The following is a 22,016-nucleotide window of genomic DNA, read 5'->3' as shown; positions in this document are numbered from 1 at the left end:
CCAAAACATGGCAGCTGGTTAAATATGGCGGAAATAGAATTGAGCATTCTTTCTCGTCAATGTTTGGATCGTCGCATTCCGGACCAAGAAACATTAAAAAAGGAAATCGCAGCATGGCAAGAAAAAAGAAATGCTATTGTTCGACCTATGGAATGGCGCTTTACTAATGAGGACGCTCGGGTAAAGTTGAAGAAACTTTATCCGACATTACAAGAATGACTGAGTACTAGTAGTATATGTATAAAAGAACATTTAATACGCGTATTAAATCAAGACAGGAAAAACCCTAAAATGCATGACCCCCGTCTTATTTCCTATATTGAAAACTAACCCAGATCAAGTAATGCATTATTTAATTTCCTTGTTTTTTTTCATTTTTTTATTAAATGTTGCCGCCGCCGATGACTTTGACGACAAAGTTTCCAGCCGGAACAAAGCTGATCCCGTAGCGCAGCTGACATCTAAGGAACGGGCGTGGTTAGCGAATCATAAAAAAATCCGAATTGCTTTTGACGGCTCATTGCCGCCTTATAGCTTCATCAATGATTCGGGACAGCTTGAAGGTATTGCCATAGAAGTCATGAATACCCTGAGTAAGCGGCTAGGCATTCAATTTGAAACTTATCCCAGTACCAACTGGAACAAATTATACGAAGCGGCTGCCGCACATAAAGTTGATATAGTCGCTACGATGGTCAATCGACCGGATCGCAGGCAGTGGTTTATTTTCACACAACCCTATCTGATAAAATCCTTGGTTATCATGACCAAAAGAGATAATGTCACGATTAAAAATAAAACCGATCTTGTGGGGAAAAAAGTCACGCTGGTTAAGGGCTACCAATTTGTCGACCGGATTATCAAAGAATTGCCTTCAGCCACTCCCTATTTTGTAGACTCTATGCTGGACGGACTAAAGGCAGTCAGTGCGGAAAAGGTTGACGCAGCCATTACTTTTATGGCGACCGCCAGTTATCTGCAAACAAAATATCTTCTGACTGATCTGAAAATTGCAGCCTTCTATGATCTCAATAACGCCAATGAAAGCATTAACGAAAGCATCGCCGTACGTAAGGACTGGCCGATTCTGGCAGACATTTTACAAAAGGCGCTGGTTACCCTAAGTGAAGAAGAAATGCAGAATATCCACGCTAAATGGGTTCCCAGCATTAAACCCTCAATTGACTATGAACTGATTTGGAAAATTGTAGCGACTTTCATAAGTGTATTGGTCTTATTGCTGCTATGGATTGCCCGGGTTCGCAGACAAAACAAGAAAATCAAACTGTCAAAAACCGAAGTTCAGACCACCAACAAAATCCTGCAAGCGTTGAAAAGCGACCTTGAACATCTGGTCTTAAAGCGCACCGTCGAGCTGAATTCCAGCGAACATAAGTTCCGTAGTCTGGTTGAGAATCTGCGTAATGAATACTTTTTTTATCAGCGCGATTGCGAAGGCATGTTCACTTACATCAGTCCTTCAATAACCAATATACTCGGATACACGGTGGATGAATTTATGACTTATTATTATCAATATCTTACTGATAATCCGATAAATCTTAAAATTGATGAGTACACCAAACCGTGCAGCCAAGGCATACACCATTCACCGTACCAGCTAGAGATATACGATGCACAAAAAAATATCCACTGGCTTGAAGTAACAGACGCCCCTGTTTATGATGAATTCAGCAAATGCATCGGCGTTGATGGCATTGTGCGTGACATCACCTTACGCAAACAAGCTGATGATCGCTTAATCTGGCTATCTCATTACGATGAGTTAACCGGACTGGCTAATCGCAGGTTATTTACCGATCAGCTTCAACATGTCATCAGTATGGCGCATCGCACCAACGAGTCGGTTTCACTTTTTTACCTGGATCTGGATCGATTCAAGTTTGTCAACGACACTATGGGGCACGCTATGGGTGACGAAGTACTCAAAGAAACAGCCAGAAGAATTTCCTCCACTCTGCGTGATTCCGATATAGCCGCCCGTCTTGGCGGCGATGAATTCGCTCTATTGCTACCGGAAACCGATGCTGATGGAGCTGCGCCTGTTGCTGATAAAATCCTGGAAAAATTACGGGAGCCTTATATTTTTGATGATTTGGAATTTACTCTGGGTGCCAGTATTGGCATTGCACTTTATCCTCAAAATACCCACAGTAGCGAAGCTCTGGTTCATTTTGCCGATACGGCAATGTATCACGCTAAGCAGGGAAAGCTTGGGGTTTCCTTCTATGCCGAAAGCATGCAGCAAAAGAAAACAATCGTATAATAAAAGAGCTTCAAGGTCAGGTTAGCGCCCACTTTAGACTATCACGGTCGTGGTAATGTCCGGCTAAGCTCAACCGGTTTTTTCAGGTTCAATAGCCCGCACCCTGCCCTGCATATTGATATTCACTTTGTCCGGTTATTATCGAAATTTTAATCATTAGCCCGAATGCCTAACTCAGCACTGCACGCTTGTAATCGGCATAGCCGAATTTCACGCGCAGTATTTCTGTCTGAGCCCTCGGTTTCCACTAACGATTAACTACGCAATTGCGCCATCAGCTCTTCAGCCAAGCCTTTTACTTCACCCAGGGTAACAATAACCAGTCGCCCAATACCGTCATCAGAAGTTCTTACCGGTAGCCGCGTTGTAGGATAAAGCCTTCCGGCTGTCCCTTGCACCAGTAAGGGTTGGTTTTGCTCAGGCGTGTAAACCATGCCTTTTAAGCGGACCAGTTGTTTAGGATAGTGGGCGATCAGGTATTCCAGCATTTTTTGTAGTCGTTCCCACGGTAGCGGCTCAAGTTGCAAGGTGATGCTGCTAAAACCGTGACCGGGTAAATCGGGCTTTTCAGTATCCCGCAGTCGCCGAAATTTCTTCGGAAAGTTCAGCAGTGCATCGGGGTCAAGCGCACCTTGCACAGCGGTCAATCGGGTTGCGGCGGGGGCCAATTGATCCAGTCGCGCACTGATGCGTTCAATTTGTTGGACGGTCGCCAAATCGGTTTGCGTCATTACGATCGTATCTGCCCAGGCGCAAGCGGCTTGCGCTTCAGGAATGCAGTCAAAATGATCTTCATCCATAACCGCTGAAACGGTAGTAATAACGCCTTGCAAGCTATAACGCCGGGCTAGCCAACGCTCCCTTAACAAAATATCCAGCACCGGTTCGGGATTGGCGACGCCGCTGGTTTCGATGATCACCCGTTCGAACGGCTTATCCCCGGAATCCCAAGCCATGCGCAGATTTTTGAGTAACGGCGTTAACGAACCTATCACCTGACAACACAAGCAACCGCCCACCAAAGTTGATAACGGCATTTGATGTTCGCGCAGCAATTGTTGATCGATCGGTGTAGTACCGAATTCGTTAATGATGACCGCAGATTTGGGCGCATGACTCAATAAACGATTCAGTAACGTGGTTTTTCCGCTGCCCAGAAACCCGCTGATGATGAATACGGGTATGCGTTCAATGACTTTAGCGGATGTGTAATGATTCATGTTGTTTATTAATGAGAGTATTTAACGAGTGTGACTTGGATCGCCGTCTGACATACAAGATGAGGTTGTCTGCAATCATGGCTGATAAACTGTTCGTTATCAGCTTGTCTGAAACTAACATCTTCTACCTTGAAATTATTCAGGCTCAGATTATAAAAGAGGTCGCAATAGGCCTGTATATCACGTTTGATTGGGGCAAAGAAATTGCATGAGGTCGGGGGAGGCATTGGGTGGCAGTGATCGGCCATCAACTGCCGGTCGCGACTGGCGGCTTTGTGGCGATGAATATGGCAGAATGAAGAACAAGGCGGTCAATAAATAAAGCTCATGAAGTTAGGGTAACACTATGCTGTTGCAGCTATGATAGTCAATTTTTATCCGGTTGTTTTTGGCATGAAAAAATTGAATGGGCTATACTGAGCAGACATAAGAGCTACGTAAAGTAGCTATTAATAATTTTCATATCCAATAAATGAACATTAAAAGCGAGTTCTGATGCAGGTATATTTATGTTAAATCTTACAAATAAGTCGATTGCCCAAGCATTGTTTGTTATTGGATTCACGAAAGATTCGGCGATTCGGACAAAGCAGTTCGACATAGAAAAAGTGCTAGTACCATTGATTAGCAATCCATCAGCCAATACTAACCTCCCTGATGATTTCAATCCACAAGCACCACGAATCACGCTAAGACAAGGACAAATATCAGTCATCTTTTCCCAGATAACTGCCCAACTAACAATTGACATTGATAATAGTAATGGCAAGTCTATTGAAACAATTCGAGACAGTGTAGAAAAAAAAATCAAATTGTTTCAGAGTTGCGTGGATAAAATAATCCCTTTTGATCAGCAGCGTGAGCATGGATTAGTTGTTACCATGCTATATCCTGTGGATTCTGCCCAGGCCTCTGAAGGGGCTGTATCTGACCATATTCAATCTAAATTTTTTAAAATCTCTCCGTTAGGAACTCCTGCAAGTACGCAGTTTACTATTGGATATAAAACAGTGGATAATTATTTTTTTACATTATCTGTTGCACAATACCAATCATTCGTAGGTAATGTGTCAGAAAATCAATGGATTGACCTCAAGACACTTCCTGCGTCTGAATCAGGCATTGAATTGAAAATTGATATTAATAGCAGGCCCATGGCAAATCAACCTACTAATGTAACGAATGTTATTTTGAAAAAAGCGTTTAACTTTGTGATAGATGAGGCTGATGAGTTTATAGGGGTTCAGAAATGAGTCAATTACGTTCGCGCACACTTCAATCTGGCACTTCGTCGAGAATTGTGACGGAAGATTTTTTAGCTGATAATAATACCAATCAGGATATTCTTGTCCGATTTCAATTGGAAAATGGACTTAAGGCCATCACTGTAACCTCCACTAATACACAGATTATTCGAGATGGCCTGAATGCATACCATGGTCAACATGAACAAGATATTAATCTACTCCGTTCGGTAATTTTTTGGCTAAGAAATAACTTGGATTATGATGGTGTTTATACCGCGTTCTTGCTTGGTTGTTTATCAGAAGAGGAATTTGAAGAAGAATCAGAAAAATTCACTGTCTATGAAGAATTTGTCGACCCTATAAAAATTGCTCAAGATATTCAAAAAATGTACTCACTAATTGGAGTAGATTTTGATACTTCTGATTACGCTGGTTATTTTAAATGCTCGCAAGAGAATGTAATGGAGGGATTGAAGCTGCTAAAAAACAATCCTATTTTTATGGAAAAACTGCCTCAAAAAATAATACAGGAGATTGGTTTATGACCCTTGGATTAGGGGTTTGCTCGTCGATTGAGGGTAACAAGTTAAAATTGAGCACTAGAAAAATAAACCCTCAGCCATCACCGGTAGTTGATATAAAATCAGGCAAAAAAGTCTATAAGTTCAAATTGTCATATGATGGAAGTGCAGAAATTGTTGATCCACTTGATTCAAATGACCCAGCTGTTTATAGCACATCAATGTTAGACATTGGAGATAAAATACAGGGTAGTTCGATTGATGGCTGGACTGAGAAAGTAATAAAGCAAGGTGATATAGAGGTAGTAAACCGCACCAGCACACATAAAGGCTCTGAAATTGAAATTAAATGTCGATTTTATGCTCATGTGCAGACTGTGCACAAACATCACGCGGAGAGTGAGGACGTTCAAAAAAGGCACCCGGAAATTATCCAGGTCATCAACCCAGACCTAAAGAATCCATTCTAATCTAACACGAACCTCAGGGGTAGGTCTTGCAAAGCCGAATGATAACGCAAGACTTGCCCCCTGTTTTTCAGCGTACCCTATATAGCTAACCCCGTATTTGCGCTGTCAAACTTGTAGACCAAGAGCACAGCCAAAAAGACTATCCGCTCCAGGTTAGAAGTGCTTATGAAGGCGCGAACTATTTAATTCCGGCTATTCTGGAAAGCTGCTACAAATTCCTTAAAGTTTTTTGGCAAAACAATAAATAACTAGGGCCATAGGATGTGCTGAGCGAAAGCGAAGCGCATCAGTCGCGAGCGATGTGCCTGTTCGGCACATCCTACATGACTGCTTGTCTGAACGATAGTCAATTATGCAACACTAACCAGCCGCTCAAGCAACTTTTACGGAAGGCCTGTTTGGGTCGCTATGTTAATCTACACATAGCGATCCCTATGTGTAGTTCCGAACTATGTGTAGAGTACAGAACTCTGCTAGCTACCAAGTTCAATTTCATTGGCTTAGAAGCCAAGCCTCATCGTATTAACTTGACATAGTTTTACCGGTGTCCTGAAGTGAAAACTCACTCACCTCAGGAGGTTCTAATGAACTCTGCCAACCACCACACATTAATATGGCTTCTTGAAAGCCAATTAGCCCCCCACGTTGATGCTTTCATGCTGCACTTGCTTGACCACCGCTATGCATCAAATACTGTTGATAATTACCTTGCTGGTCTGACTCACTTTGCGCACTGGGTTAGCCAGTGCAATATTGATGTCAAAAGCATTGATGAGACGCTGATCCAACAATTTCTTGATGATCACCTGCCTCGCTGTAATTGTGAAAAGCCTGTATTCCACGACCGGAAAGATTTGCATGCAGCACTTGGGCATCTGCTTGTGCTGCTGCGTGCCAATGCAGTTATCGCTGATCCATCAATAGGTCTAACCCCTGTGGATGAGGAGTTACGACGATTCGATGATCATATGAATCACGTCCGAGGACTCGCGCCCAAAACGCGTAAACACTATCTTTCTATTATTCGTCGCCTTCTTTTGGGGCAGTTTGCCGACCAACCTGTTGTAATCAGTACTTTAGAACCCAACGACATACGCAAGTTTGTCGTCTGCCAGAGCGACCTTTGTCGGGTGACTGCCAGTATAAGTGCGCCCATCTCGGCATTACGTAGCTATTTTCGTTATCATGCCACCCTGGGTGATCGGGTACACCATCTGGTCGGAGTCACCAGCTTTCCAGCCAACTGGCAACAAGCGACGCTTCCGAAGACATTGAGCAACAACGAAGTCGATCGTTTATTGGCCGCTCTTGAGTATGACGGTACAGCGGCACGCAGAACGGCAGCCATCGTGCATTGCGCGCTTGATCTTGGCTTACGAAGCAGTGAGGTTGCTAACCTTGGGCTTGATGATATTGATTGGTGTGCAGCGACTATCACGCTACGACGGACTAAAGGTCGTCGTGAAGATGTCATGCCTTTACCTGCGGCAACCGGTCAAGCCATTGCCGATTACCTGAAGTTTGAACGACCACAAACCACTAACCGGGCAGTATTTGTGCGTAACGTTGCTCCACGAGACCAGTTGGTTGGCCCTGATCTCATTCGAAAATCGATACGCCAAGCTTATGCTCGCGCAGGATTGCCGTACACGCGGTCGCACCTTTTGCGGCACACCCTGGCCAATCGTTTATTGGCGGGCGGCAGTTCACTGAAAGAGGTGGCCGATGTCTTGCGGCACCGCTCGCTAAATACCACTCTGGTTTATGCCAAACTCGATAGCAGAAATCTTGCAGCGGTGGCCTTGCCTTGGCCTGGGAGTGCGTCATGACTGCACAAATCACGATGAAAACACATGCCGAAAATTACTTGATTGAGCGGCGGCGACTGGGCTTTGGTCTGCGTACCCCTGGCTATTCGGTGATCAGTTTTGCTCACTACATTGATGGGCTTAATAGCCAAGAACCGCTAACAGTCGAGATGATGGCGGACTGGGCCCGGCAAGACCAAGGCAACAGCGGTAAGCCATCCACTTGGGCGCGACGTTTGAAAAATCTACGCTCGTTTTGTCGTTATCTACAGCAATTTGAACCCCGTACCGAGGTGCCGGACGACAGTATCTTTGGTCGAATCGGCCAGCGCTTGGCACCGCACATTTATAGTGAGCAGGAGATCATTGATTTACTGGCAGCAGCCCGTAATCTGGGTTCATTTATTCCAGGATTACGTGGAGCCACTTACGAGACGTTGTTCGGCTTAATCGCGTCCACTGGCCTGCGAGTTTCCGAAGCCTTGCATTTGCTGGATACGGACGTTGATCTAAAGTGGGGCATGCTGACCATACGGCAAACCAAATTTGCCAAGTCACGTCAGGTGCCCATGCATCCGAGTACGGTAGACGTACTGCAGCAGTATCGGTCGCAACGTAATTTACACATCGAAGTATCCGATGAAACACCGTTCTTTGTCGGTACGCGTGGGCGGCATCTGGGTCATGCACTGGACTCACGCCAGGTTCATCGCGTCTTCATTGGCCTACGTGATCAATTGGGCTGGATCAATCGTGGTGCCCACAATGGCCCACGCATCCATGATTTAAGGCACACCTTTATCGTCCGCCGCGTACTGCTTTGGCAGGCTCAAGGACTGGATGTCGATCAGAAGATGTTAGCGTTATCCACTTATGTGGGGCATGCCATGGTGACAAACACTTACTGGTATCTCACTGGTATTCCTCAGCTCATGGCGGTGGCGGCAGAAAAGTTTGAAAGCTTTACGCAAATACCGGAGGTGAGTCATGACTGAAACAACAGCGGCAAAATTCGGTGCGCAGCCGCAACCTGAGGCTCACGGCCTTGCGTGTGTTTCTGAAATTCGCAGCACGGAGAGATGTGTCTTGCTTCTACGTCATTGAACAGGCGCTGGGTGTGCCAATGAAACGCTTCGAACGACCAATGCTGGGCTTCATGACCAGAGAGGAAATGTTGGCGGTGATAGGAGAGCCCGGTGATACTTGGACCTCTCAACGTGACCATCTGCTGCTGACCATGCTTTACAACACCGGAGCACGCGTCTCCGAAATCATCGGCGTTAAGGTAGGCGATGTTGTGTTGGGTGAATCCGCCTGTGTGCATCTGCGTGGCAAGGGTCGCAAACAGCGATCGACCCCCTTATGGAAGAGCACTGTCCAGGCAATCCGAGCCTGGCTGCGGCGCAATCCCAAGTTGGGTACAGACGCTGCATTACTACCTAACAGGGATGGTAATCCGATGACGCGTTTTAACGTCACGCAACGCCTAAACATTGCAGTAGCTTGTGCAGCCAAGACATATAGTAGCCTCGCCAAACGAAGTATCTCGCCACATACCATAAGGCATACGACTGCCATGCATCTGTTACAGTCAGGTGTCGCATTTAGTGTGATTGCTTTATGGCTAGGACACGAGAGCACGATGACGACACATCGATATGTCGAGGCAGACTTAGCGATGAAGGAAAAGGCGTTGGCGAGACTTCAAGAACCCGAAACAACAATTTGCCGCTATCACCCAACTGATGACGCATTGATGCGGTTTCTTCAAGAATTATAATTATGTGTAGTTGCGGTCGGCCCTAGTTAGCGTCGCTCTAAGGCCGACTCGTAAGGGGAATTTGCAAATACACATAGTTTGCATCTACACATAGGGGTCGTTAGCCGATATTGCCAAATAGTCCTTCTTCGCTTTACCCTCCAATATGCGAGTTGATTGATTTAGTAACTTACCCTGAAACCTATCTCCGCACCCCGCCCCGGTTCCGGCGCAAAGTTACGCAGGTAAGAGGTGGAGTTACGGATATTTTCATTCAGCAGGTTATTGGCCTTGGCAAATACCATCACATCAGCGCCGTGCAGATCCGGGAGTTGATATTGCGTACCGAGGCTAAGCAGCATATAGCCGGCCGTAGCGGTATCGTTGTCGCCAGAATGCGTCTGGGCTTCACCGCGCGTCAGGCGCAGATTGGTATTCCACTCGCCTTTGGTATGGTCGATCTGAAAACCAAAACGCAACGGCGGCATACGCGGCACATCGCTGCCGTTGACGAACTGGCCTCGGGTAAAATCGCTGAACAGTGTTAAATCCACCAGTCCGAGATGATTTTGCATCAATGGGAATATCAGTTTGCTTTCGTAGCCCATGAAAGTGGCATCGGCCTGACGGGTTTCGAGCACGGGCGCACCGTCTATGAACTCGCCATTACGTTGCTGGTAGATGTAATCACCCGCCCAGTTGTGGAACAGGTCAATCTGGGCTCTGACCCAATCCGATTTAAATTTATACCCCAAATCCAGGTTGTAGGAGGTCTCTTCGCGCAAATCGATGTTACCCCGTTCAAAGCTACGGGTGGCGTCATGATAACCGTTAGCCAGCAACTCCTGCACTTGCGGCGCTCGCTGCGAGCGTGTTACCGCAAGATTAAGACTGTTGCTGTCATTCATTTTCCACAAACTGGAGGCGGAAGCGCTGACCGGCACATAATTAAGACTGGAAAGTCCTTGCGGATCCAGGGTCGTATCCTCAACCCGGACGCCAAGCTGGTTAGCCAGCGCACCGATATTGAATGATTCCACGGCAAAGACACCGTAACTATTGGTTTGCGTTTGCGGGACAATCACTTCACTGGTCGACTTATCAATCGCCGCAAAGTCGCCGGCAATGGCTTGAAAACCAACCATACCGCGAAATATCCCCAGAGGGTTATGGGTTAGCTCCAGGCGGCTTTCGTAAGTTTTATTGGTAAAAAAAGCGCCGGGCTCTCCATCAGCAATTTCCGTATGTTGGTAATCGGTATAACCCAGCTTCATACGCAGGGATTCTGCATAGCGAAACGGATTCTTCAACTCGCTTTTAAAATCGTATTTGCTTTGTTTGAGATCGATACGGGTGGTTTCGCCGGTGCCGTCAGGGGCAATACCGTAATTATTTTCCAAGCGGTTGATGGAGACACCGGCAAAACCCGGATCGCCTATCAGGGAAACGCCGGCCGAACCGCTAATGGCATGGGCAGACGTATTATCGATGTAGCCTTGGGTGTTTTGAATAACATCCAACGTCGGATCGGTAGCTTGGGCGGCAGTAACATCAATGGCCGACCCGCCGATGTCGAGATTATTGCGGTCGCGATAAAAACCGTCCAGATGGTAAGCCAGGTTACTTTTACCACCTTCTATTTTCATTACCGTAGACGTTTCATCGGCAACCGAATCGAAACGCTGCTCAAGCGCACCGCCTAACAATTTGTCCGGGAGCTTGCCCGGAATCCGGTTGTCGATGACATTGACCACGCCGCCAATCGCGCCGCTGCCGTAAAGCAAGGTAGCGGGACCGCGCAACACTTCAATGCGTTCAGCCAGCAAAGGCTCGACGCTGGTCGCGTGGTCGGGGCTGATTGCCGAAACGTCATTGCTGCCGATGCCGTTGTTCAACACCCGCACCCGTGGTCCGCTTTGACCGCGAATCACCGGGGTGCCGACACCGGGACCGAAGGACTGACTGGTAATGCCCAGCTCGTTTTTCAGCGTTTCACCGATGCTGTGCCCGACTTTCAAGCGCAATTCCTCATCGCTCAAAACGGTGACTGGAACGGCGGACTCGGAGACTTTTTCTTGCAAGGGTCCGGTGACAACCACTTCTTCTAATTCTAGTACGTTCTCTTTGGCTGCATAAGCTGTCGGCACTATCCCGGATGTTGATAGGAAGAAAATAATGGCGAGTTTTTTATTCATTAGGTATTAACTGTATTGATTGAAGAATGTAATCCATAAACCTGATTACAGGACACTTTAAATAATTGATTATGTTATAACATAACACATGGTGACTCTTGCTTACTCCCTAAAAAAACCGGCATCAGCTTTGCTCGCTCCCCATGGTCTGCGCGCATTTTGCACATATGCCATGAATTTCGATGGCCTTGCTGTGCACAATGAAATCCGCCTGTTTGATTTCCAGCGATAGCGCCTGCATGACTTCGGGGGCCGACCGCTCTTCCACTTCCTGACAGTTATTGCAGATAAGCAATAACTGTTCGTGCTGATGCCCTGAGCAGCTGCAACCGACAAAAGCATTGAGGCTTTCCACCCGATGAATCAGGCCCTGTTCGATCAAAAAATCCAGTGCGCGGTAGATCGTCGCGGGTTTTGCCGCATTTTGCAGGGGTTTGATGCGATCCAGCAACTCGTAAGCCTTGACGGCTTTGTGGCTATCCCAGATCAGTTCCAGCACTTGATGGCGTATGGGCGTTAATTGCACGCCGCGCACCACGCACAAATGCTCGGCAGTGCCCAATGCCTCGCGGACACATTTTTTATGATCGTGTCCTGAAGGATGGGGATGGTTGTAGCTTACTTCGGCGGCTGCGTTCATTGCAAAGATCGGTTATCTGAAATCGAGTGTTATATTATAACATTCGCTGAGGTTTGGCAATTTGCTAAACCTTCTTCCGTCGTTCCTGCACTCCCTGCCGGAACGACGGAAGCCAAGGATAGCTATGCCAAATCTGGTTAGCGATTGATGCGCTTCACTGCGTTCAGCACATCCTACAACAATATATATTATTGCGAGCTACCCTAAACCAGCCGTCCCCACAAATCATATTCATCCGCTTCTTCCATCTCGACATCGACAAAGTCGCCGACTTTCAGATGCGTTGCACCGTCGATGAACACCTGGCCGTCGATTTCCGGCGCATCGGCTTTGCTTCTGGCCACCGCGCCTTCTTCGACCACTTCATCGATCAGTACGGTTTCGATTCGGCCTATGCGTTGCTGCAAACGCGCGGCGCTGATTTCGGCCTGATGCGCCATAAACCGCGCCAGACGTTCCTGCTTGATTTCTTCCGGTATCTGATCGGGCAACTCATTGGCGACCGCGCCTTTGACCGGCGAATAGGCAAAACAGCCAACCCTGTCCATTTGCGCCTCGCTGATAAAGTCAAGCAACTGTTCGAATTCCTGCTCGGTTTCGCCGGGAAAGCCGACGATAAAGGTGCTGCGCAAAGTTATATCGGGACAGATTTCACGCCATGCCTTAATGCGCTCCAGATTATTCTCGCTGGCTGCCGGACGTTTCATTAATTTGAGAATGCGGCTGTTGGCATGTTGAAACGGTATGTCCAGATAAGGCAGGATTTTGCCCTCGGCCATTAACGGAATCACCTCATCCACATGCGGATACGGGTACACATAATGCATCCTGACCCAGATGCCCAAGTCACCCAACGCCTCGGCTAAATCGTAAAAACGGGTTTTAACCGAACGACCTTTCCAGTACTTGCTTTGATATTTTAAATCCAAGCCATAGGCGCTGGTATCTTGCGACACCACCAGCAATTCCTTTACCCCGGCATTAGCCAGACGTTGGGCTTCCAGCATCACATCATCAATCGGCCTGCTGACCAGATCGCCGCGCATCGATGGGATAATACAGAAGGTACAACGATGATTGCAGCCTTCGGAAATCTTCAAATAGGCATAATGCCGGGGCGTCAGTTTGATGCCTTGCGGCGGCACCAGACTGATAAACGGATCATGTGGAGGCGGCAAATGCTCATGCACAGCAGCCACAACTTCTTCCAAGGCATGAGCGCCGGTCACTTTTAACACTTGCGGATGACGCGCCCTGATTTCATCTTCCCTGGAGCCCAAACAGCCGGTCACGATGACCTTGCCGTTTTGGGCCAGCGCTTCGCCAATGCTGTCCAGCGATTCTTCAACCGCAGCATCAATAAAGCCGCAGGTATTCACCACGACTAAATCGGCGTCCTGATAAGTCGGCGAAATGGTGTAACCCTCTGAACGCAGCTTGGTTAATATTCTTTCGCTATCGACCAGGGCTTTGGGGCAACCCAAACTAATAAAACCAATTTGTGGGGCAGTCATTTAAATCTCAGTTAATGGTAAAGCGCGTTAGTTTATAGGAGTGGTCGCTTGAATAAAAATTTAAAATACGGTATTCGTCTTAATCGCGCTCGGATGACGAATCAGCATCGACAAATGCCCCTTGCTTTTGCTCAGCCAGCCGCGCACTTCGACGGTTTTTCCCAAATAGCTATTCACATCGGGAAATAAATCCAGCCATTTGCGCTCAATACGCGCTTCAAATGCGTCGGAAAACTCCAGATAAACCGACTTTCGAGTCGTACGAACATTAACCACCTTCCCTAGCAAACGCGTCCAGCCCGGATGTCCTACTTCGGTAAGACGGCTGACCGGTATTGCGGCATATTCGGGCCGCTCCCAAATGCCCAGCTTGGCAAGCTCGGCCTGATCCTGAGCTTTAACCAACTCATTTACATAAAGCAGATTAGGCGGATAAATACTGACCGCAGCCAAACCCGCCTCGACCAGTTGCAAATTTATATGCTGCTTTGTTTCGGTGAACAAATGCGCCAGGGTTCTGCCGTATTTATCGGTTTTTTCCGCGCTGATTTCGAGGCGGACTTTGGTGTTTTTCAGTGTATCGATCAACCACTGCTTGGCCTCGTCTCCGCCCGCATCGGCCGGTTTGTCCCGATGCTGAACCTCCGGTGTATTGATGCCCAAAAAGCGGATTTTGCGCCCATCCTCCAACACTACAGTATCGCCATCGTAAACCGTTTTGACCCGGTAAAAATCATGGCCCGGTTTTATATTGAGTTTTTTTGCCTCGGCAACCGGACGATCGGAAAAATGCTTGCTGCCGTCCGCATCCTGCCATTGATAAATTTCCGCGTTAACCCAGCCGGGCAAACATAACAATAAAACCAGTAAAATTCTCATGAGTCTGTCTGCGTAACCATTAAGATGACCAGTTGCAATCTGTTTTCCTTTAACTTGATCTTCAGGTTGTTAATTCTTGATTTTCAGCAAAGTCAGCCAAATCGGACATTATATTTTTTTGTGTATGCCATCCACCGCTAAAACATGAAGATCGAATTTAACGGTTTGTTTCTGGAGTGCAGGCTTCAGGCAAAGCAAAGCTTGCGCTCCTACTCACGCCATTAAATATATACGCATAGGGACAGGGAGTTGCCAAGACACGAAGTATATTTTAGTGTCCTTCGTATCTTCGTGGTGAACTAATTACCGATAAGATTGGTCAATGCACGGACTTCTGACATGAAACGGTATTTAAACCATCCCAACTGCACTGTTAACTGAAAGCCAAAAAGGCCAGACAAGATACGCTCACCGTAAAAGAGGTAAGCCATTTAATTTTTTGGCTTGAAGATTGTTCACTCCAGTAATCCTTAATATAGGCTTTATACTCTGAGCTGGCGGCAAGGAGCTGTGTTTTAAACCGGTTATAAAGACCCGGCAGCGTGCGCCACAGGTAATAAAGCACGCAAAGCGCCATCAACCATAGCAGATAAAAAACGATAATCTGGCTTTGTTGGCGGCTAGTGTGAAAAATATGTTCGATGATTTCTTCAAGACCCAGCTCGAACCACTCAAAAGCAATGTGTATGACTACGAGCAATGAGTGCAGTATCATATCGTATAGCGTGACAACAAGGCCAAATAGCATGAAACGGCTCAGTATTTTTCGGTTAGCTAATGGAATCATAGTTTTCTCCTAAAATAAGTTGCCCAATAAAATTGAATTTCTAAAAGATGTGCAAGATGAGTTTCAATAATGAATCTACCAATGACTTGTCCGCAAAAAGCACGAAACACCCCACAATAAGATTATTTTGATTTCGCTCCTTTCGTGGATCCTGTTTTTCCTACGGATAGGATTCTTGATGGGATATTCTTTTTCTGAAATCACTTACATCCACCTCGGGAGGCAATTGCTAATATCAGGCACGTCAAGACGCCGTGCTTAATGGGACTTTGCTTGCTATGAGTCTTATTATTTGTGGATGCCGAGGGTGACGTCATTTTTATGTTTGTATATCTTGCTGTTAATCCTGTGGATAGAATTTCACTTTTCCGGTTTCGATGTCGTACATGCCGCCGACTATATCGATTTCACCATTTTTTAACATCGCGTCCAGTAAAGAGCTTTTGCTTGTGATTTGCTCGACGGTCAGTTGCACATTTTTATCGGCCACTTTTTGCACGAGTTCGTCATTACTGGCGCTGATTTCCACAGACTCTTCGGCGCGTACCGCATCCACAGCCGGCTTTATTTTGTGCAACAGTCCGCTTAAATGGTCCAGTTCTACATTGGCGCAAGCGCCGTTGATCGCGCCGCAATGCGAATGGCCCAGCACCACAATCAACTTTGAACCTGCCAGCTTACAGGCATATTCCATGCTGCCCAGGATGTCGTCATTGATGACATTACCAGCGACCCGCACACTGAATACATCGCCCAAACCCTGGTCGAAAATTAATTCGACCGACGTACGCGAATCCATGCAGCTGAGAATGATCGCAATGGGGAATTGCCCTTGCCGGGTGTCGTTAATTTGCTCCAATAGATTCCGGTTGGATTTTAGATTATTGACAAAGCGCTCATTGCCTTCTTTCAGTAACGCCAACACTTTAGCCGGCGTTAGTGCTTGCTGGGTATCGTAGGTTGGCGCCCTCGCATTCTCAACCGGCTTGAGCACGCCAAAGCCGCGCAGGTTTTCAATGGTCAGTTTGATGTGCTTTCGTTGCGCTTCAATTTTGAAGTTTTCGATGATTTCGTAGACATCGTAATCAATATATTTTGAACGGGTTGCATCGATCACGACTTCCGAATAATCGGGTAACTGTTCAAGGGTTTGTTGGATATTGGCTTTATTCAGAAAAGAGATATGCTCGGATAATCGGAGTATGGTTTTATTGCCGATGTGCGACTCATTAAAATAAAAACCGCTTTTATAATTTTCCAGCAAGATCGAAAACAAGGCGGCGACCAGTCCCATAGCAAGACCGATCAGCAGATCGGTAAAAATCATGCCCAGGATGGTGACGCAGAACGGGATGAAATGATACATGCCCGCTTTGTACATGATTTTAAAAGCTTTCGGCCTAATCAATTTATAACCGACAACCAGTAACACGCTGGCCAAACTGGCTAAGGGAATTTTATTGATCAGTACTGGAATAAGAATGACCGCAAACAATAATAACAGTCCATAGATAATCCCCGTCGCTTTGGTTTTTGCACCGGATTGAATACCAATGGAGCTGCGCACGATGACTTGCGCCAGCGGCAGCCCTCCGATTAAACCGCTACAGGCATTGCCGATGCCCTGAGCAATCAGCTCCCTATTCGTGGAGGTGACTCTTTTATAAGGATCCATTTTATCAACCGCCTCCACAGAGAGCAGGGTCTTTAAGCTTGCCACAACAGCCAGCGTTAACGCGGTCAGATAAACAGCCGGATTATTGAGCTGGGAAAAATCAGGGTAATGCAGCTGGCCCAATAAATCACCGGTGTTTTTCAGCACCGGAATCATAACCAGATGATTGCCGCCCAACGCCAGTTCAGGATAAAAATTTTGCAGGCCTTGATTGATTAGCGTGCCGACTAGAATCGCGATTAAAACGCCCTGGAACAATTGAAAAAACCGCTGTTTTTTCATGAACGGCTGTTCCCATAAAATAACAATTGCCAGTGATATCAGCGCAATCATCATTGCCGTAGGCGAGCTGAAATCCAGCATATTCACTAGTTCAGAAAAAGACGAGTAGCTGTCAGTCTGAAAAAAGGAGGTATCGCCTTCGTAATCCCGGTCATAACCCATGGCGTGGGGAATCTGTTTAAGAAAAAGAATGAAGCCCATACCGGACAACATGCCGTTAATGACCGATGACGGAAAGTAATAGGCAATAACCCCGGCTTTGGACAGCCCCATGATAATTTGAAAAACGCCCGTCACGACCAGGGCGAGTAAAAAGCCATTGAAACCCAGCTTGTCAATGGCTGACCAGACGATGATCGCAAGACCGGCGGTTGGGCCGCTGATGCCCAACGCAGAACCGCTTAACGGCGCCACTATGATTCCGCTGATAATGCCGGCAATCAATCCTGAAAACAGCGGCGCTCCCGATGCCAACGCTATCCCTAATGATAGCGGTATGGCTATCAGAAAAACGGCTATACCTGCCGGAAAATCGTATCTCAGGTTGGCAAACAGGCTGCCATTATTCATTTTAGGGCTTGAGTTCATCGGTATTTCTGTGATTTGCGTTTTCATAAGAATTCACTTTACAGGTGTTTAGGTTTGAATGGTTATTCAAAATCAGTCGCCTCCTGTGTGTGACTGATTTACCTATCACCATTGACATTTAATATCACTATCGCTTCGTGTTTATTGATTTTATTCTTACCGTGCAGATCAATGAGTTCGACCCTGATATTACCGTCCGGCGCAGCAGCCAGAAAATCTTCAATTGTCTCCATAATATCGTGATCAATAAATTTGGCTTTGCTGGCATCGATAGTGACTGTGCTTTGTTCCGGGATGCTCAAAATAAATTTTCTTAATAACGCTTTATTCAGAAAAGAAACATCTTTGTTCAGCGATAACAGATAGTGCGAGCCATCCTGAATGAGCGTAATGGCCGCGTGGTAATTGGTTTTGATGACAAAAAACAGGCCGATAACCATACCTATGGTCATGCCCTTTAATAAATCGGTCACCAGAATCGCAATCACGGTGATGATGAAAGGAAGAAATTGACTCAAGCCTTTTTGGTAAAACGACTTGAATAAAACCGGATTGGCCAGCTTATAACCGGTATGTAATAAAATGGCCGCTAAACAAGCGAGTGGAATATAGTTCAGGTAGTGCGCGAAAAACATCACGCTGAGCAACAAAAACACACCATGAGTAAAACAGGCAATACGCGTTTGTCCGCCTGCGTTGATGCTAGCCGCACTCCGTACGATAACGGCGGTCATTGGCAAGCCGCCAATTAAACCGCTGATAATATTACCGATGCCTTGCGCCTTCAGTTCGCGGTTGGTGGGCGCGAGACGTTTCATCGGGTCGAGTTTATCGGTCGCTTCCAGACTTAACAGAGTTTCCAGGCTGGCAATAATCGCAATCGTTGCCGCAACCGTATAAACATGCGGATTACCAAGATGGCTGAGATAGCTGGCATTTGGCAGTACAAAGTTATCGAAAAAGTCGATGGCTTTTTCCGAAACCGGCAAGCTGACCAAGTGTTCGCCACTGACCGCCCAGTCAGGAGCAAACTGTCTGGTGACCACGTTGTAGGCAACGCCCCAAACCACTGCCGCTAAGGGGCCGGGGATCAGTTTTAGCAATTTTTGTTGTTTAAACCATGCGGTGTTCCATAAAATCAACAGTAACAATGCCACGACGCTGATAACAACCGAACCTGGCGATATACCGCCAAACGCATCAAATACCTCAAGGAAGCTGGATTCGGCGGTTTCCTCCATATAACTTTCATCGCCTTCATAACTGGTGTGGTATCCCGTTGCGTGAGGAATCTGCTTGATAATCAAAATCAAACCAATTGCCGCCAGCATGCCTTCAATGACTGCGGCAGGGAAAAAAGCGCCAATAATCCCGGCTCTCAAAAATCCCAACACAAGTTGTATGATGCCCGCTAAAACACAGGCCACCAGCACCCCTTGAAAACCGCCGAGGGTCTCAATAGCATTGAAAATAATGACGGTTAAACCGGCCGCCGGGCCTGAGACAGCCAGCTGTGAACCACTGAGCCAGGAAACAATGAGTCCGCCGATCAGGCCACCGATTAAACCGGAAAATAAGGGTGCTCCTGATGCCAGCGCTATACCCAGACATAAGGGCAAAGCCACCAAAAACACCACGATCCCCGCAGGAATATCATCTTTCAGGTGACGAAAATAATACTGGGTAGGTTTATGTATCATAGCTAAGAGTCTATTAAAGTAATTTGCTGTTATTGTAAATAATATCGAATCGAAATCAAAATATTAGTTATCCTGCTTATAGAATCCATGAAGCAAATTTATAAGGCGTGTCTTTTACTTTGTGGCCCTGCTTTTCGACTGTATCATTGATTATTTGTAAAGGCTTGGCTTACAAGAGAACACGAATAATCATCCGTGTTCTATTTTTCAGCGAATACCCTTACGTTTGGATACTGGAGTAAAAGTAATGGGAGCCGCTTTAGTCCATCAAAAACTATGATTCTAATCTAGTTCCCTTTCACCAACCTTTCACCTTAGCTATTCCAGTCTATGAACATTTTATTGATAGAAGACGACGCCGTTTTGGCAGATGGACTGATTCATACGCTGGGCGACAGCGGTTACTCAGTGACCTGTGCAACTTCGGGGGTTTATGCTGAACATTTACTGCAAGCACAAGGTTTCGACTTGATCGTGCTGGATTTAGGCTTGCCGGATGTCGACGGCCTGGAATTATTGCGCAGACTGCGCAACCGTAAAATCCCTTTACCCATCATGATCTTGACCGCGCGTGACGGCATCAACGACAGGATTAACGGCATTGAACAGGGCGCCGACGATTATATGACCAAGCCCTTTGAACTCAGGGAGTTAGAGGCCAGGATTCGCGCCCTGATTCGGCGCTGTTACGGCGGATTCAGTAACGATATAGTCAGTGGACGACTGACCCTGGACACGCATAACCACCAAGTGCTGGTAGACGGTCAGCCGACTGCCTTGTCAGCGCGGGAGTATGGCCTTTTGGAAGTCTTGATGTTACGGGCAGGCAATGTGGTCAGCAAAGATTCCATTGCGCAACGATTGGCCGCTGATGGCGATGCCCTAACCGACAATGCCATTGAAATTTATGTGTACCGACTGCGCAAGCGCATAGAGCCTTATGGGGCGATCATTAGAACGGTACGCGGACTCGGTTATTTACTGGAGCGGTCGGATGATGAATAAAAGTCGCAGTCTCAAGACTGAAATCCTGTTACGACTGGCCATTCCGCTCATTTTTTTTATGAGCATCGAAACGGTGCTGTCCTATTTTGTCACCCTGCACCATGTCAATGGTGCTTACGATCGCTGGCTGCTCGATTCGGCAAGATCATTAACACAGGGCATCAAAGTGCGCGCAGGCGATGTATTTGTGGAATTGCCGCCTGCCGCTTTGGATATTTTCAAATGGGACGAGCTGGATAAGACTTATTTCAAAATCATCTCGGCAGAAAAAGGTCTGCTGGAGGGAGACAAATTTGTCCCTGAACCCTTAGCGCAGGAAATGAACTGGTCGAGTCCCATCTATTTTGATGATGAGATGTACGGCGAACCGGTTAGAGTGGTATCCATACTCATTGCTCACGATGGAACCCCCGAAAAAGTTTTCGTCCATGTTGCGGAGACCCTAAATAAACGCCGGGGCATGATGATGGATATTTTATTAGCCGACCTTGTTCCACAGCTAGTGCTGGTGTTGCTGGCAGGCGTCTATTTATTAGCCGGTGTAAGACGTGGCTTGCATCCGTTGCATGTGTTGGCGGATGAAATTGCCCAGCGAACCCCCCGCGACTTGCGCCCGATTCCAGAGCAACATATTTTTCTGGAAGTGCGCGCACTGACCGATACCATCAATGACTTATTGGAACGTCTGGCGCAGGCTATTGCTACGCAGGAACGTTTTATTACCAATGCCGCGCACCAATTGCGCACGCCGTTGGCCGGCTTAAAATTGCAGGCTGAACGAGCGCTGCGTAAACAAGATGCGTCGGAGATTAAACCGGCGTTAATACATATTCAAGGCTGTGCCGATCGCATGTCGCATCTGACTACGCAGTTGTTGATTTTAGCCCGGTCTGAACCCATCAATGGCGGCTATGAATTACGGCAGCTGGATTTGTCTGTATTGGCTAGAAAAACCTGCATGGACTGGGTTCCTAAAGCATTGCAACGGCATATGGAGCTAAGTTTTGAAGGTTTCGAGCAACCGCTGTCTGTGCAGGGTGATGACGTTTTACTGCGGGAATTGCTGGCTAATTTGCTGGATAACGCCATTTGTTACGGTTATGCCAAGGGCAATATTGTCGTTAAAGCCGAGCGTTATCCCGTGCCAACCCTGATCGTTGAAGATGACGGTCCTGGCATACCGGATGTAGAAATAGCCAGGGTTTTTGAGCGGTTTTACCGTATCCCCGGAAGTGCAGGCGATGGTTGCGGCTTAGGACTGGCAATCGTTAAAGAGATTGCCGATTTGCATAAAGCGCGCCTTGAACTTAACCGCGCCGGTGAAGCCGGCGGCACCCGGATTAAGCTGATCTTTGAGACGCAGTAAAGATTACCGCGCCTGTAACCTTAGCCGTTGCGGGTCAGCATCCAACCACGCCGCCACGAATGAAATCAGTTTT

18 protein-coding genes and 1 pseudogene are annotated in these 22,016 nt (G+C 46.9%); 11 read left to right on the top strand and 8 right to left on the bottom strand.

What is annotated here, in order from left to right:
- Both RW114_RS07940 and RW114_RS07935 read left to right on the top strand, forming a co-directional pair.
- Nucleotides 1-219: pseudogene (locus RW114_RS07940) on the top strand (IS630 family transposase); the annotation flags it as partial.
- 124 nt (nucleotides 220-343) lie between these two features.
- Complete coding sequence (locus RW114_RS07935) at nucleotides 344-2,287, top strand: diguanylate cyclase domain-containing protein (protein ID WP_340122211.1); 1,944 nt, start codon at nucleotides 344-346, stop codon at nucleotides 2,285-2,287.
- Nucleotides 2,288-2,541: 254 nt separating this feature from the next.
- On the opposite strand, the gene RW114_RS07930 is transcribed toward RW114_RS07935, so the two are convergent.
- Nucleotides 2,542-3,507 (bottom strand): CobW family GTP-binding protein, encoded by a 966-nt coding sequence (locus RW114_RS07930; RefSeq protein ID WP_340122210.1) that lies wholly within the window; start codon nucleotides 3,505-3,507, stop codon nucleotides 2,542-2,544.
- 77 nt (nucleotides 3,508-3,584) lie between these two features.
- Between RW114_RS07930 and RW114_RS07925 the strand changes: the two genes are divergently transcribed.
- The 7 genes from RW114_RS07925 to RW114_RS07895 all read left to right on the top strand — a co-directional run bounded on the left by RW114_RS07925 (nucleotide 3,585) and on the right by RW114_RS07895 (nucleotide 9,333).
- Nucleotides 3,585-3,719: a hypothetical protein gene (locus RW114_RS07925; RefSeq protein WP_340122209.1), complete on the top strand. Its 135-nt coding sequence runs from the start codon at nucleotides 3,585-3,587 to the stop codon at nucleotides 3,717-3,719.
- A gap of 297 nt (nucleotides 3,720-4,016) precedes the next feature.
- Entirely contained in the window at nucleotides 4,017-4,760 is a 744-nt protein-coding gene (locus tag RW114_RS07920) for a hypothetical protein (protein WP_340122208.1), read from the top strand.
- Nucleotides 4,757-5,299 carry a hypothetical protein gene (locus tag RW114_RS07915; RefSeq protein ID WP_340122207.1) on the top strand — a complete coding sequence of 181 codons (543 nt, stop codon included), beginning with the start codon at nucleotides 4,757-4,759 and terminating at the stop codon, nucleotides 5,297-5,299. Before RW114_RS07920 ends, RW114_RS07915 begins: the two co-directional genes overlap by 4 nt.
- Complete coding sequence (locus tag RW114_RS07910; RefSeq protein ID WP_340122206.1) at nucleotides 5,296-5,745, top strand: hypothetical protein; 450 nt, start codon at nucleotides 5,296-5,298, stop codon at nucleotides 5,743-5,745. The genes RW114_RS07915 and RW114_RS07910 overlap by 4 nt, the downstream gene beginning before the upstream one ends.
- A 656-nt stretch (nucleotides 5,746-6,401) precedes the next feature.
- Nucleotides 6,402-7,574 carry a tyrosine-type recombinase/integrase gene (locus RW114_RS07905; RefSeq protein ID WP_340122205.1) on the top strand — a complete coding sequence of 391 codons (1,173 nt, stop codon included), beginning with the start codon at nucleotides 6,402-6,404 and terminating at the stop codon, nucleotides 7,572-7,574.
- On the top strand, nucleotides 7,571-8,548 hold the full coding sequence (locus RW114_RS07900) for a tyrosine-type recombinase/integrase (RefSeq protein WP_340122204.1): 978 nt from the start codon (nucleotides 7,571-7,573) through the stop codon (nucleotides 8,546-8,548). Before RW114_RS07905 ends, RW114_RS07900 begins: the two co-directional genes overlap by 4 nt.
- 128 nt (nucleotides 8,549-8,676) lie before the next feature.
- On the top strand, nucleotides 8,677-9,333 hold the full coding sequence (locus RW114_RS07895; RefSeq protein WP_340122203.1) for a tyrosine-type recombinase/integrase: 657 nt from the start codon (nucleotides 8,677-8,679) through the stop codon (nucleotides 9,331-9,333).
- A gap of 161 nt (nucleotides 9,334-9,494) precedes the next feature.
- Here RW114_RS07895 and RW114_RS07890 read toward each other — a convergent pair whose 3' ends face one another.
- The 7 genes from RW114_RS07890 to RW114_RS07860 form a co-directional block, all read right to left on the bottom strand.
- Nucleotides 9,495-11,507 carry a TonB-dependent receptor gene (locus RW114_RS07890; RefSeq protein WP_340122202.1) on the bottom strand — a complete coding sequence of 671 codons (2,013 nt, stop codon included), beginning with the start codon at nucleotides 11,505-11,507 and terminating at the stop codon, nucleotides 9,495-9,497.
- 124 nt (nucleotides 11,508-11,631) lie between these two features.
- The gene (locus tag RW114_RS07885) at nucleotides 11,632-12,147 is read right to left on the bottom strand and encodes a transcriptional repressor (RefSeq protein ID WP_340122201.1); all 516 of its coding nucleotides are present in this window, start codon (nucleotides 12,145-12,147) and stop codon (nucleotides 11,632-11,634) included.
- 203 nt (nucleotides 12,148-12,350) lie between these two features.
- Nucleotides 12,351-13,661 carry a 30S ribosomal protein S12 methylthiotransferase RimO gene (rimO, locus tag RW114_RS07880; protein ID WP_340122200.1) on the bottom strand — a complete coding sequence of 437 codons (1,311 nt, stop codon included), beginning with the start codon at nucleotides 13,659-13,661 and terminating at the stop codon, nucleotides 12,351-12,353.
- Between the two features lie 60 nt (nucleotides 13,662-13,721).
- Nucleotides 13,722-14,540: a thermonuclease family protein gene (locus RW114_RS07875; protein ID WP_340122198.1), complete on the bottom strand. Its 819-nt coding sequence runs from the start codon at nucleotides 14,538-14,540 to the stop codon at nucleotides 13,722-13,724.
- Between the two features lie 373 nt (nucleotides 14,541-14,913).
- A complete protein-coding gene (locus tag RW114_RS07870) occupies nucleotides 14,914-15,327 on the bottom strand; it encodes a hypothetical protein (RefSeq protein WP_340122196.1) in 414 nt (137 codons plus the stop codon).
- 340 nt (nucleotides 15,328-15,667) lie between these two features.
- Entirely contained in the window at nucleotides 15,668-17,899 is a 2,232-nt protein-coding gene (locus tag RW114_RS07865; RefSeq protein WP_340122195.1) for a bifunctional SulP family inorganic anion transporter/carbonic anhydrase, read from the bottom strand.
- 71 nt (nucleotides 17,900-17,970) lie between these two features.
- Nucleotides 17,971-19,572 carry a SulP family inorganic anion transporter gene (locus RW114_RS07860; protein ID WP_340122193.1) on the bottom strand — a complete coding sequence of 534 codons (1,602 nt, stop codon included), beginning with the start codon at nucleotides 19,570-19,572 and terminating at the stop codon, nucleotides 17,971-17,973.
- A 330-nt stretch (nucleotides 19,573-19,902) separates the two neighbouring features.
- Here RW114_RS07860 and RW114_RS07855 point away from each other — a divergent pair, with 330 nt between their 5' ends.
- Together RW114_RS07855 and RW114_RS07850 are read left to right on the top strand one after the other, a co-directional pair.
- Entirely contained in the window at nucleotides 19,903-20,577 is a 675-nt protein-coding gene (locus RW114_RS07855; RefSeq protein WP_340122192.1) for a response regulator, read from the top strand.
- Nucleotides 20,570-21,943 carry a sensor histidine kinase gene (locus tag RW114_RS07850; RefSeq protein WP_340122213.1) on the top strand — a complete coding sequence of 458 codons (1,374 nt, stop codon included), beginning with the start codon at nucleotides 20,570-20,572 and terminating at the stop codon, nucleotides 21,941-21,943. Before RW114_RS07855 ends, RW114_RS07850 begins: the two co-directional genes overlap by 8 nt.
- Nucleotides 21,944-22,016 lie beyond the last annotated feature (73 nt).

The sequence above is a fragment of the Methylobacter svalbardensis genome (genome assembly GCF_037671525.1).
Classification (GTDB): domain Bacteria; phylum Pseudomonadota; class Gammaproteobacteria; order Methylococcales; family Methylomonadaceae; genus Methylobacter_A; species Methylobacter_A svalbardensis.
The sequence above is the reverse complement of the archived record's forward strand: the minus strand, read 5'-3'. Positions and strand labels throughout refer to the sequence as shown.

Bases quoted from the DNA above. Each gene is read 5' to 3' on its own strand.
- RW114_RS07855 (WP_340122192.1), top strand. From the start codon at position 19,903: ATGAACATTTTATTGATAGAAGACGACGCCGTTTTGGCAGATGGACTG.
- RW114_RS07900 (WP_340122204.1), top strand. From the start codon at position 7,571: ATGACTGCACAAATCACGATGAAAACACATGCCGAAAATTACTTGATT.
- RW114_RS07895 (WP_340122203.1), top strand. From the start codon at position 8,677: ATGAAACGCTTCGAACGACCAATGCTGGGCTTCATGACCAGAGAGGAA.
- RW114_RS07885 (WP_340122201.1), bottom strand. From the start codon at position 12,147: ATGAACGCAGCCGCCGAAGTAAGCTACAACCATCCCCATCCTTCAGGA.
- RW114_RS07860 (WP_340122193.1), bottom strand. From the start codon at position 19,572: ATGATACATAAACCTACCCAGTATTATTTTCGTCACCTGAAAGATGAT.
- RW114_RS07850 (WP_340122213.1), top strand. From the start codon at position 20,570: ATGAATAAAAGTCGCAGTCTCAAGACTGAAATCCTGTTACGACTGGCC.
- RW114_RS07865 (WP_340122195.1), bottom strand. From the start codon at position 17,899: ATGAAAACGCAAATCACAGAAATACCGATGAACTCAAGCCCTAAAATG.
- RW114_RS07910 (WP_340122206.1), top strand. From the start codon at position 5,296: ATGACCCTTGGATTAGGGGTTTGCTCGTCGATTGAGGGTAACAAGTTA.
- RW114_RS07905 (WP_340122205.1), top strand. From the start codon at position 6,402: ATGCTGCACTTGCTTGACCACCGCTATGCATCAAATACTGTTGATAAT.
- RW114_RS07925 (WP_340122209.1), top strand. From the start codon at position 3,585: ATGGCTGATAAACTGTTCGTTATCAGCTTGTCTGAAACTAACATCTTC.
- RW114_RS07875 (WP_340122198.1), bottom strand. From the start codon at position 14,540: ATGAGAATTTTACTGGTTTTATTGTTATGTTTGCCCGGCTGGGTTAAC.
- RW114_RS07890 (WP_340122202.1), bottom strand. From the start codon at position 11,507: ATGAATAAAAAACTCGCCATTATTTTCTTCCTATCAACATCCGGGATA.
- RW114_RS07870 (WP_340122196.1), bottom strand. From the start codon at position 15,327: ATGATTCCATTAGCTAACCGAAAAATACTGAGCCGTTTCATGCTATTT.
- RW114_RS07930 (WP_340122210.1), bottom strand. From the start codon at position 3,507: ATGAATCATTACACATCCGCTAAAGTCATTGAACGCATACCCGTATTC.
- RW114_RS07915 (WP_340122207.1), top strand. From the start codon at position 4,757: ATGAGTCAATTACGTTCGCGCACACTTCAATCTGGCACTTCGTCGAGA.
- RW114_RS07920 (WP_340122208.1), top strand. From the start codon at position 4,017: ATGTTAAATCTTACAAATAAGTCGATTGCCCAAGCATTGTTTGTTATT.
- rimO (WP_340122200.1), bottom strand. From the start codon at position 13,661: ATGACTGCCCCACAAATTGGTTTTATTAGTTTGGGTTGCCCCAAAGCC.
- RW114_RS07935 (WP_340122211.1), top strand. From the start codon at position 344: ATGCATTATTTAATTTCCTTGTTTTTTTTCATTTTTTTATTAAATGTT.